We start from the raw sequence: 11,346 nt of genomic DNA on the forward strand, positions 1-11,346 counted from the left end.
CAGGCTCGGGCCGGGAGGCAGGCGCAGGCCCAGAGACGGGCGCGAGCCCGGAAGCAGAGGCGTGCGAACGCTCGGGCGCGAGCCCGGACGCAGCGGCGAGCCCGGAAGACGGGGCGAGCCCAGAGGCAGGGGCGAGGTATTCGACGCCGCTGGGGCGGTCGGTCCGGGTGGGGGCGTGGGCGGCGGCGGGGCCATACCAGCCGGGGCGGACTCCGTGGCGCAGGGACTCCCGCGCGAACCCGGCGCTCGCCACCACCTCCGCCGGCAGCGGGCGCTCCAGCGGATCCTCGCGCAGGCAGGACGCCACCAGCGGGCGCAGGCCCACCGGTACACCGGACAGGTCGAAGTCGCGGGTGATGATGCGCAGCAGGACCACCGAGTCCCGGCCCTCGCCGAAGGGCTCGCGGCCGGCCGCCGCGTAGGCGAGGACCGCGCCGAGGGAGAAGACGTCGCTCGGGGGGCCGACCTGGCCCCCGTTGCGGATCTGCTCCGGTGAGACGTAGCCGACCGACCCGACCACCGCTCCGGTGCGGGTCAGCGAGGTCGCCTCCAGGGCCCGTACGATCCCGAAGTCGATGACCCGTGGCCCGTCGGGGGCGAGCAGGATGTTGGACGGCTTCAGGTCGCGGTGGACCAGCCCCTGCGCATGGATGGCGGCGAGCGCCTCGCCGAGCGCGGCGGCGAGCAGGCGGACCGCGGACTCGGGCAGCGCCCCGTGGTCCACGACCGCGTCGCGCAGGTTCGGTCCGGACACGAACTCCGTTGCCATCCAGGGCCGTTCGGCCTCGGTGTCGGCGTCGACGACCCGGGCCGTGAAGGTTCCTTCGCCGCCCACGGTCTGCGCGGCCCGCACCTCGTGCCGGAACCTGGCCCGGAACGTGCGGTCCTCGGCGTGCTCCGCCCGGACCACCTTCACGGCCAGACCGAGCCCCTTGGGCGACTCGGCGAGATACACCTCGCCCATGCCGCCCGCGCCGAGCCTGCCCAGGACCTGGTACGGCCCGATCCGCCGCGGATCGGTCGCGCGCAGCGCCTGCACCCCGAACTCCCCCTGTCCAGCGTCCTGCTGGTCGTTGTCCAAGGGGAGCGTATACGGCGGTGCCGAGCGTCCGTCAGACGGCCGGGACGCAGCGGCCGTCCTCGGTGCGGTACTGCCACTTGGCGCCGTCCCGGACCAACTCCCGCACCGCGTTCACGAACCGCTCGACGTGCTCGTCGGGGGTGCCGGCGCCGAAGCTGACCCGGATCGCGTTCAGGGACTTCTCGCCGGGCTCGGCCTCGGGGGCACCGCACTCGCCCTGGGTCCCCGGGTCGCCGCCCAGCAGGGTGCGCACCAGCGGGTGGGCGCAGAACAGGCCGTCGCGGACGCCGATGCCGTACTCGGCGGAGAGGGCGGCGGCGAAGTGGGAGCTGTTCCAGCCCTCGACGACGAAGGAGAGGACGCCGACGCGCGGGGCGTCGTCGCCGAAGAGGGAGAGGATCCTGACCTCGGGGACCTCGGCCAGGCCGGCGCGGACCCTGGAGATCAGGTACTGCTCGCGGGCCACCAGGGTGTCGAAGCCGGCCTCCGTCAGCGCCTTGCAGGCGGAGGCGATGGAGTAGGCGCCGATGACGTTCGGGGAGCCGGCCTCGTGACGGGCGGCGGTCTCGTGCCACTCCACGGCCACTCCCCCGTCCTCGCGCCGCGTGACCTTGCGGCTCGCGCCGCCGCCCGCGAGGTACGGCTCGGCCGCGGTCAGCCAGTCGGCGCGCCCGGCCAGGACGCCGGAGCCGAAGGGCGCGTACAGCTTGTGGCCGGAGAAGGCGACCCAGTCGACGTCCAGGTCCCGCACCGAGACCGGGTGGTGCGGGGCCAGCTGAGCGGCGTCCAGGACGATCCGGGCGCCGTGCGCGTGGGCCGCGGCGGCCAGTTCGCGCACCGGCCACAGCTCGCCGGTGACGTTGGAGGCGCCGGTGACGCAGACCAGGGACGGGCCGTGGGGGTCGCGGTCGGCCAGCGCCCGCTCCAGGGTCTCGACGGCCTGCCACGGGGTGCGCGGCGCGTCGAGGTAGGTGACGCGGGCGCCCTGCCAGGGCAGCAGGGAGGCGTGGTGCTCGGTCTCGAAGACGAAGACCTGGCAGTCGGCGGGGAGCGCGCGGGCCAGCAGGTTCAGGGAGTCGGTGGTCGAGCGGGTGAAGATCACCTGGTCGCTCTCGCGGCAGTCGAGGAACTCGGCGACGGTGCGGCGGGCGTTCTCGAACAGGTCGGTGGAGAGCTGGGAGAGGTAGCCGGCACCGCGGTGGACGCTGCCGTAGTACGGCGCGTAGGCGGCCACGTCGTCCCAGACACGCTGGAGGGCGGGGGCGCTGGCCGCGTAGTCGAGCGCCGCGTAGGCGACCTCGCCGCCCGTCACGAGCGGGACGGTGACATCCCGGCCCAGAACAGGCAGATGGACACAAACGGTCTGGTCGATGGCAGCGGTGAGAGCAGACATGGCGAACTCCTGTGAGAGGCAAGGGGTTTCACCGTGCGAGCGGGTACGGCTCGAGCACGGGAAAAGGTGAAGACAGGCGAAAGGGGTGTGCGGAGGCGGGGCTCTACGCCCTATCGCATTCGCTTGCTCACAGAAGGCTCCCTCGACGACCAGGACCCCTGGTTTGCGAGGGGTCCGCGCTTGCCGTAGACCTCGCTGCCCACGGCCTGGTCTTCACCCGGGGCACCCCGCCACGGACGGAGGGTTGCCGGACAGTCGGCCGGGGCCGAATGACTGTCACTCATGACCTGGTTCAGTATCCTGCCATACGATCTTCGGCACGCAAGACGCAGTCCGCCATCTGGACTGCGCCCCGCGTCCTCGACGGCGGACGTCAGGCGTTGCTCGCGGCCACCCACCGCTCCAGCGCCAGCTTCGCCGCTCCCGAGTCGATCGATTCCGCCGCCTTGGACATGCCGGCGCGCAGCTGCTCGGCCAGCGGCGCGTCCGTCGGGCGCAGAGCGACGAGCGCGGCCGCCGAGTTCAGCAGCACGGCGTCCCGCACCGGCCCCTGCTCGCCGTCCAGCAGCCGGCGGGCGACCTCCGCGTTGTAGGCCGCGTCGGCGCCGCGCAGGGCCTCCACGGGGACGAGGTCGATGCCGACGTCCCGGGGGTCGAAGCTCTCCTCGGTGGCCTTGCCGTCCCGGACCACCCAGACCCGGGAGGTGGAGGTGGTCGTCAGCTCGTCCAGGCCGTCGTCGCCCCGGAAGACCAGGGAGGAGTTGCCGCGCTCGGCGAGGACCCCGGCCACGATCGGCGCCATGCGCGGGTCGGCGACACCGACCGCCTGGGCGCGCACCTTGGCCGGGTTGGTCAGCGGGCCGAGCACGTTGAAGGTGGTGCGGATGCCCAACTGGCCGCGCGCCGCCGCGACATGGCGCAGCGACGGGTGGAACTTCACCGCGAAGCAGATGGTGATCCCGGCGACCTCGGCGACCTCGGCGACCCGCTGCGGGGTCAGGTTCAGATTGATCCCGAGCTTCTCCAGGACGTCGGAGGACCCGGAGGCGGAGGACGCGGCGCGGTTGCCGTGCTTGACGACCTTCGCCCCCGTGCCGGCGACGACGATCGACGACATCGTGGAGATGTTCACCGTCTTGGCGCCGTCGCCTCCGGTTCCGACGATGTCGACGGCCGGACCCGGCACCTCGATGACGTTGGCGTGCTCGTACATGGTCCGCACGAGTCCGGTGATCTCCTGCACCGTCTCGCCCTTGGCCCGCAGGGCCACCATGAACCCGGCGATCTGCGCGTCGGTCGCCTCGCCGCGCATGATCAGGTCCATCGCCCAGGCCGTGTCGTCGGCGGACAGGTCCTGGCCGTCGAGCAGCCCGTTCAGCAGGGCGGGCCAGGAACGGCCCGCCGCGGTGTCGCCTCCAGCGGGGGTCACAGCGCTCATCAGCCGCTCCTGGTGTCGTAGCAGAACAGTGTGATCCCACCCTATCCAGCCCCCGGCACGGCGAAGGGCCCCGTCCGTAAGCCGGACGGGGCCCCTCAGCGTGGCGTGGCGACGCGGGGATCAGTGGTGGCCGTGGCCGCTCGTGATCTCCTTGTACTCGTCGACAGTGGGCTTCGGGATCTGGTTGTCACCGCCGTAGTAGCCGTGGCTGAGCTTGGCCCGCAGCTTCTCCGACGCCTTCACCTTGCGCTCGACACCGTTCTCGTCGACCGTCGGGCCGATCTCGGCCGGCTCGTACTGGTGATGAGCCGTGAGGGTGTGCAGCTGCTCCTGGCTGAGCGCCTCGTGCACCTCGATGAACTCACCGTGCGGCAGGCGCTTGATGATGCCGGTCTCGCGACCGTGCAGCACCTTCTCGCGGTCGCGGCGCTGCAGACCGAGGCAGATCCGCTTGGTGGCGATGAACGCGATGACCGGTCCGGCGAAGAAGAAGATCCGGACGAACCAGGTGACGTCGTTGATCGACAGGTGGAAGTGGGTGGCGAAGAGGTCGTTGCCACCACCGACCAGGCCGACCATGTACACCGTGACCCAGGCCGCACCGAACGCGGTACGGGTCGGGGCGTTGCGCGGGCGGTCCAGGATGTGGTGCTCGCTCTTGTCGCCGGTGACCCAGGACTCGATGAACGGGTAGAGGGCGATGACCCCCAGGACGAGGCCGAAGAGCACCAGCGGGATGAACACGCCCAGGACGAGCGTGTGGCCCCAGAAGTTGATCTCCCAGCCCGGCATGTAGCGGACCAGACCCTCGGCGAAGCCCATGTACCAGTCGGGCTGGGCGCCGGTGGACACCTGGTCGGGCCGGTAGGGGCCCATGGCCCAGATCGGGTTGATCTGGGTCACCGCGGCGATCGCCGCGATCACGCCGAAGACCAGGAAGAAGAAGCCGCCCGCCTTGGCCATGTACACCGGCAGCAGCGGCATGCCGACGACGTTCTTCTCGCTCTTTCCGGGACCCGCGTACTGCGTGTGCTTGTGGTAGATGACCAGGATCAGGTGGCCCACCACCAGGCCGAGCATGATGCCCGGCAGCAGCAGGATGTGGATCGAGTAGAACCGGGCGACGAAGTCGTGACCGGGGAACTGACCGCCGAAGAGGAAGAACGAGATGTACGTTCCCACGATCGGGATCGACAGGATCGCGCCCTCCGTGAAGCGGACACCGGTGCCGGAGAGCAGGTCGTCCGGGAGCGAGTAACCGGTGAAGCCGGTGAACATGCCGAGGACGAACAGCAGGAAGCCGAACAGCCAGTTGATCTCACGCGGCTTGCGGAACGCGCCGGTGAAGAACACGCGCATCATGTGCACGAACATGCCGGCGAGGAAGATCAGCGCGGACCAGTGGTGGATCTGCCGGATGAGCAGACCACCGCGCACGTCGAAGGAGATGTGCAGGGTCGAGTTGAACGCCTCGGACATCAGCTGTCCCTGGAGCGGGACATAGCTGCCGTGGTACTCCACCTCGTTCATCGACGGGTGGAAGAACAGCGTCAGATAGACACCGGTCAGGATGATGATGAGGAAGCTGTACAGGCAGACTTCGCCCAACATGAACGACCAGTGGTCGGGGAAGATCTTGCGCATGTTGGACTTGGCCAGGGAGTAGATCCCGAGCCGGCCGTCGGCCCAGTCGGCGATCCGCTCGCCGGCCGGGGCCTTCCCGCGAGAGCGGGCCTCTTCGTTCGATGCAGTACTCATCCGCGCTCCCAGAATGCAGGACCGACGGGCTCCTCGAAGTCGCCGAGCGCCTGGAGGTAACCCTCGTCGTTCACGCCGATGCGGAGCTGAGGCAGGGCGTGACCGGCGGGGCCGAAGATCACTCGGGCACCGTCGGAGAGGTCGAAGGTGGACTGGTGGCACGGGCACAGCACGTGGTGCGTCTGCTGCTCGTACAGGGAGATCGGGCAACCGACGTGGGTGCAGATCTTCGAGAACGCGACGATGCCCTGGTGCGACCATTCGAGTTCGCGCTTGTCCTTGATGTTGTCCGGCTGGAGCCGGATGATCATCAGGGCCGCCTTGGCGATCTCGTTCTGGAAGTCCTCCTGGGCCTCCTCCAGGCCTTCGGGCTTGGCGAAGGTCAGCGAACCGACGGCGACGTCCTCGGGGCGCAGCGGCTGGTTGGTGTTCATGTTCACCAGCAGCTTGCCCTTGGCCCACAGGGTGTGGCGCAGCGAGGTCCCGGGCAGCGGGCCGAGGTCGCGCAGCAGCATGACGCCGGAGAGCGGCACCAGGGTGAGCGCGCCGAACATCGTGTTGCGGATCAGCTTGCGGCGGCCGAGCGCCGACTCCTTCGCACCCTCGCGGAAGTCCGCGTGGACCTTCGCACGGACCTCGGGCGAGGCCGAGATCGGGTGACGCTCGTCGGCGACCTCCACGTCGGACATCAGGGTGCGGGCCCAGTGGACCGCGCCCGCGCCGATGCAGAACAGCGCCGCGCCGAGGGTCAGGCCGAGCGCGAAGTTGAGCGCGCTGACGTGCCCGATCGGGAAGACGAAGATCGACTTGTCGTGCGGGATCGCCACGTACGAGGCGATGAAGCCGATGGTGGCCAGCATCGACACCGTGAACAGCAGGGCGACGACGCGCTCGGACCGCCTGGCGGCCCGCTCGTCGATGTCCTGGATCCGGTGCTCGTGGGGCGGCAGCCCCGGGTCCGCGAACGGGTTCTCCTCGTCCGCGACGCTCACGGCTCCGTGCGCGTGGTCCTGCTCAGCAGGCAGGTTCTCTTCTGGAATGTCTTGGCTACTCATGACTTCTTGGCCTTTGCGGTCCGAGCGGCGACCCAGACGGCGACCACGATCAGCGCGCCGAGACCGAAGATCCAGGCGAACAGACCTTCGGTGACCGGCCCGAGGCCGCCCAGTTCCATACCGCCGGGGTTGGTCGTCTCATCGCTGTCGACCGCGTGCAGGTACGCGATGATGTCCTTCTTGTTCTTCTCCGACAGCGTGGTGTCGGGGAAGGACGGCATGTTCTGCGGGCCCGTCTGCATGGCCTCGTAGATGTGCTTCGGCTCGACGCCCTCGAGGGTCGGGGCGAACTTGCCCCTGGTGAGGGCACCACCCTTGCCGGTGAAGTTGTGGCACTGCGCGCAGTTGCTGCGGAACAGCTCGCCGCCCTTGGCGATGTCCGCGCCCTCCGGGCCGTACTGCTCCTTCGTCGGCACCGTGGGGCCGGCGCCCAGCGACGCGATGTACGCGGCGAGCTGGTCGATCTCGGCCTGGGTGTAGATGTTCTTCTTCTTTACGACCTGCGGGCCCTGCGAGGTGGCGGCGGGCATGCGGCCGGTGCCGACCTGGAAGTCGACCGCCGCGGCGCCCACGCCGACCAGGCTCGGGCCGTCGGAGGAGCCCTGGCCACCGGTGCCGTGGCAGCTGGCGCAGCCGACCTCGTAGAGCTTCTTGCCCTCCTTGATGGTCAGGGACTGGGAGGATTCATCGGCCTGTGCCTTGCTCGCGGGCGCGAACGCGGCGTACAGCCCCCCAGTGGCCGCCAGCGCGAGGAGTAGGACGACGACCGCCGCCAGCGGATGGCGTCGTCGTGCGGAGAGCTTTTTCACGGATTACCCCGGTGTCAGGATCTTCTGCGTCGATGCTTCTGGATGTGCGGGAGCGGTCCCGGCTACTTGATCAGGTAGATCGTGGCGAAAAGGCCGATCCAGACCACATCGACGAAGTGCCAGTAGTAGGACACGACGATGGCGGCGGTCGCCTGCTCGTGGGTGAACCTCTTCGCCGCGTAGGTGCGGCCGAGGACCAGCAGGAAGGCGATGAGACCGCCCGTCACGTGCAGGCCGTGGAAGCCGGTGGTCAGGTAGAACACCGAGCCGTACGGGCCGGAGGACAGGGAGATCCCGTCCTTCTTCACCAGCTCCGTGTACTCGTAGATCTGACCGCCGATGAAGATCGCACCCATGATGAAGGTGAGGATGAACCAGCCACGGAGCTTCTTCACGTCCCCGCGCTCGGCGGCGAACACGCCGAGCTGGCAGGTGAGCGAGGAGAGCACCAGGATCGTGGTGTTCGTCGCGGAGAAGGGGACGTTGAGCGCGTCCGCCTGCTCCTTCCAGTACGCCGGTCCGGTCACCGACCGGAGGGTGAAGTACATCGCGAAGAGGGCCGCGAAGAACATCAGCTCGGAACTCAGCCAGATGATGGTTCCGACGCTGGTGAGGTTCGGCCGGTTGACCGACGGGTGCGCGTGCCCGGTTTCTACTGTCGTTGCTGTCGCCACGACCGACATTATGTCGGTCGCTTATCCCGCCCTCACTCCGGGGGGTGCCGTTCGGAGTGTTGCTGCCCGCCGAACCGGTGTTGACGTGGTGTTCATGGGAGTAACATCCGGCCCGAACGGCCTTGTCCGTACGACGCAGACGTCCCGGAGGAAGCATGCAGCCGACCGCCACAGTGCTGGTGTACAGCGACGACTCCAACACGCGGGAACAGGTGCGGCTGGCCGCCGGCCGCAGGCCTGCTTCCGATGTCCCGCTCGTCGAGTTCCTGGAGTGCGCCACTCCGGAGGCGGTGCTGCGCGAGCTGGGCAAGGGCGGCATCGACGTGTGCGTGCTCGACGGTGAGGCCGTGCCCATGGGGGGCATGGGGGTGTGCCGGCAGATCAAGGACGAGGTGTTCAACTGCCCGCCTGTACTGCTGCTGATGGGGCGGCCCCAGGACGCGTGGCTGGCCACGTGGAGCCGGGCCGACGCGGCTGTGACGCTGCCGGTGGACCCGGTGGAGTTCGCGGCCGCCCTGGCCGGTCTGCTCCGTCAGAAGCGGCTGCTGAGCGCCTAGGAGGCCGGGGGCGCGAGGCGACTGCCCCGCGCCCCTGAGTGGTTACACCGCTGTCGGCTGCAGGCGCAGGGCGTCCTGCGGTGCGGGGCCGTCCGGGGTGCCGTTGACGAGGGCGCTGCCCGTGCGCCACTTCTTCCAGTCGACGTTCCAGTCGCCGAAGCCGTTGCCGAAGGGCTCCATCGGGTCGCCGTTGGAGTTGACGACCCTGACGATGTCGCCCTCGTGGATGTGGTCGAAGAACCACTCGGCGTTGGACGTGCTCATGCCGGTGCAGCCGTGGCTGACGTTCGCGTAGCCCTGGGAGCCCACGGACCAGGGCGCGGCGTGGACGTACTCCCCCGACCAGGTGACCCGGGTGGCGTAGTACACCGGGAGGTCGTACGAGTCGGAGCTGCCCTCGGCGATGCCGACGGTCGTGCCGCGCATCCGTACGAAGTACTGCTTCTCCAGCACGACCTTGACCCCGTTGCGGGTCTCGTAGCCGGGCTTGCCGGTCGTGACGGGGACCTGGTTGACCTGCTTGCCGTTCTCGTAGTACGTCAACTGGTGCGCCGCGGCGTCCGTGACGACCTCGACCTTCTCACCCGTTGTGATCTTCAGGGCCTTGGACTTGCCGCCCCACAGCCGGTCGCTGATCCTGACCCCGTCCAGGTTGCTGTGCACCTGGATCGTGGCGTGCGCGGGCCAGTAGTCCTTGGGGCGGTAGTGCAGTTCCTTGTCGCTCACCCAGTACCAGGAGCCCAGCACGGCCGGCGCGGAGTCCACCCTGAGGGCACGCTCCACGATGGCCCGCTGCGCCTTGTCCTTGACCTCCTGGTCCAGTTGGGCGGTGATGGGCTGCCCGACGCCGTACTGGCCCGACTTCGGCCCGAGCGTGACACCCAGGCGCTTCTTGCTGGTCGGCTTGGTGGTGTCGAAGGCGAGGACCTTGCGCCCCGGCGCGCCGTCGTCGTCCTCCGTGCTCACCACGACCGTGTAGTGGGCGTTGGCGGCCAGCGGGGAGGTGCTGTGCCAGCGGCTGCCGTCGGCGGCGAGTTCGCCCGCCACATAGCGCCCTGTGGAGTCCTGGGCGGTGACGTCCGTGATCCGGCCGTCGCCGCCGTCGGAGGTGATCTCCAGGGGCTTGTCCGGGTCGGCCCGCTTGCCCGCCTCGGTGGGGCCGTTGAAGGTGATCTGATCCGCTGCGTCGTACGGCTTGGCCGACAGGGGGTTGCCGTCCGAACCGCAGGCGGTGACGCCCGCGCCGAGGACGGTCACCAGCAAAGTGCAGCTGACGACGGTGCGGGTCCGCGGAGTGTGGTTCATATGATCACGCTATGAGACGGAGAGCTTACCGGCGCGGCACGTAACCCGTACGAGGGACGGACACCGTGGCAAAAGCAGGAGCCCGGACCCTCCTGGCAGAGGTTCCGGGCTCCCGTTGCGCTCGGTGCGTGCTACTGGGTGCGGTTCTCACCGTGGTAGTACTCGAACACCCAGCCGAACAGGCCGACCAGGATGATCGGTGCCGCGAAGTAGATCAGCCACCAGCCGACGGCCACGCCGAGGAAGGCGATCGCGCCGCCGAAGCCCAGGGCGAGCGGCTGCCAGCTGTGCGGGCTGAAGAAGCCCAGCTCGCCCGCGTCGTCCGCGACATCGGCCTCCATGTCGTCCTGCGCGCCCGCGTCGACCCGCCGGGCCGTGAAGCCCAGGTAGAAGCCGATCATGATGCACAGGCCGAAGGCCAGGAAGAGCGCCGTGGTACCGGCCGGCTCCTTCGACCACACGCCGTACACGACGGCCATGATCAGGACGAAGAAGCTCAGCCAGATGAACATCCGGCCCTGGATCTTCACTTGCCGGCCTCCTTGCTGCCCGCGAGGGCGGCGCCGTGACCGCTCGACTCGAGCTGCTCGAGCGCGGCGATCTCAGGGTGGTGCAGGTCGAACGCCGGGGATTCGCTGCGGATCCGCGGCAGGGTGAGGAAGTTGTGCCGCGGCGGCGGGCAGGAGGTCGCCCACTCGAGCGAACGGCCGTAGCCCCACGGGTCGTCCACGCCGACCGGCTTGCCGTACTTGGCCGTCTTCCACACGTTGTAGAGGAACGGCAGGATCGACAGGCCGAGCAGGAACGAACTGATCGTCGAGATCGTGTTCAGCGTGGTGAAGCCGTCGGCCGCCAGGTAGTCGGCGTAACGACGCGGCATGCCCTCGGCGCCCAGCCAGTGCTGGACCAGGAACGTGCCGTGGAAGCCGACGAACAGCGTCCAGAAGGTGATCTTGCCGAGCCGCTCGTCGAGCATCTTGCCCGTCATCTTCGGCCACCAGAAGTGGAATCCGGCGAACATCGCGAACACGACCGTACCGAAGACGACGTAGTGGAAGTGGGCCACCACGAAGTACGAGTCGGAGACGTGGAAGTCCATCGGCGGCGAGGCCAGGATGACACCGGTCAGACCACCGAACGTGAAGGTGATCAGGAAGCCGACCGCCCAGAGCATCGGTGTCTCGAAGGACAGACTGCCCTTCCACATCGTGCCGATCCAGTTGAAGAACTTCACACCGGTCGGGACGGCGATCAGGAACGTCATGAAGGAGAAGAA

Annotated in this window: 11 protein-coding genes and 1 riboswitch; of the genes, 1 reads left to right on the top strand and 10 read right to left on the bottom strand. The window is 69.0% G+C overall.

What is annotated here, in order from left to right; genetic code table 11:
- The 7 genes from AC07CM_RS30530 to ctaE form a co-directional block, all read right to left on the bottom strand.
- Positions 1 to 1,081 (bottom strand): serine/threonine-protein kinase (locus tag AC07CM_RS30530; protein WP_478879682.1); only part of this gene is annotated, 1,081 nt, incomplete at its 3' end.
- A 31-nt stretch (positions 1,082 to 1,112) separates the two neighbouring features.
- Positions 1,113 to 2,474, bottom strand: coding sequence for an aminotransferase class V-fold PLP-dependent enzyme (locus tag AC07CM_RS30535; RefSeq protein ID WP_478879683.1), 1,362 nt, complete (start codon positions 2,472 to 2,474; stop codon positions 1,113 to 1,115).
- Positions 2,475 to 2,645: 171 nt separating this feature from the next.
- Positions 2,646 to 2,762: riboswitch (SAM riboswitch) on the bottom strand.
- 85 nt (positions 2,763 to 2,847) lie between these two features.
- Positions 2,848 to 3,912 (bottom strand): anthranilate phosphoribosyltransferase, encoded by a 1,065-nt coding sequence (gene trpD / locus AC07CM_RS30540; protein ID WP_478879684.1) that lies wholly within the window; start codon positions 3,910 to 3,912, stop codon positions 2,848 to 2,850.
- Between the two features lie 120 nt (positions 3,913 to 4,032).
- Positions 4,033 to 5,670: a cytochrome bc1 complex cytochrome b subunit gene (qcrB, locus tag AC07CM_RS30545; protein WP_478879685.1), complete on the bottom strand. Its 1,638-nt coding sequence runs from the start codon at positions 5,668 to 5,670 to the stop codon at positions 4,033 to 4,035.
- Positions 5,667 to 6,725 carry a cytochrome bc1 complex Rieske iron-sulfur subunit gene (gene qcrA / locus AC07CM_RS30550; protein ID WP_478879686.1) on the bottom strand — a complete coding sequence of 353 codons (1,059 nt, stop codon included), beginning with the start codon at positions 6,723 to 6,725 and terminating at the stop codon, positions 5,667 to 5,669. The genes qcrB and qcrA overlap by 4 nt, the downstream gene beginning before the upstream one ends.
- A complete protein-coding gene (gene qcrC, locus AC07CM_RS30555) occupies positions 6,722 to 7,534 on the bottom strand; it encodes a cytochrome bc1 complex diheme cytochrome c subunit (RefSeq protein ID WP_478879687.1) in 813 nt (270 codons plus the stop codon). The genes qcrA and qcrC overlap by 4 nt, the downstream gene beginning before the upstream one ends.
- Positions 7,535 to 7,596: 62 nt before the next feature.
- Positions 7,597 to 8,217, bottom strand: a complete 621-nt coding sequence (ctaE, locus tag AC07CM_RS30560; RefSeq protein WP_478879688.1) for an aa3-type cytochrome oxidase subunit III — start codon at positions 8,215 to 8,217, stop codon at positions 7,597 to 7,599.
- Between the two features lie 146 nt (positions 8,218 to 8,363).
- On the opposite strand from ctaE, the gene AC07CM_RS30565 reads away from it, so the two are divergent.
- Positions 8,364 to 8,765, top strand: coding sequence for a response regulator (locus tag AC07CM_RS30565; protein WP_478879689.1), 402 nt, complete (start codon positions 8,364 to 8,366; stop codon positions 8,763 to 8,765).
- A gap of 42 nt (positions 8,766 to 8,807) precedes the next feature.
- On the opposite strand, the gene AC07CM_RS30570 is transcribed toward AC07CM_RS30565, so the two are convergent.
- The 3 genes from AC07CM_RS30570 to AC07CM_RS30580 form a co-directional block, all read right to left on the bottom strand.
- Positions 8,808 to 10,070, bottom strand: a complete 1,263-nt coding sequence (locus AC07CM_RS30570; RefSeq protein WP_478879690.1) for a L,D-transpeptidase — start codon at positions 10,068 to 10,070, stop codon at positions 8,808 to 8,810.
- Positions 10,071 to 10,201: 131 nt separating this feature from the next.
- The gene (locus tag AC07CM_RS30575) at positions 10,202 to 10,600 is read right to left on the bottom strand and encodes a cytochrome c oxidase subunit 4 (protein WP_478879691.1); all 399 of its coding nucleotides are present in this window, start codon (positions 10,598 to 10,600) and stop codon (positions 10,202 to 10,204) included.
- A partial coding sequence (locus tag AC07CM_RS30580; protein ID WP_478879692.1) for a cytochrome c oxidase subunit I occupies positions 10,597 to 11,346 on the bottom strand: 750 nt, incomplete at its 5' end. The genes AC07CM_RS30575 and AC07CM_RS30580, both read right to left, overlap by 4 nt.

This window comes from Streptomyces sp. NPDC044061 (genome assembly GCF_056434305.1).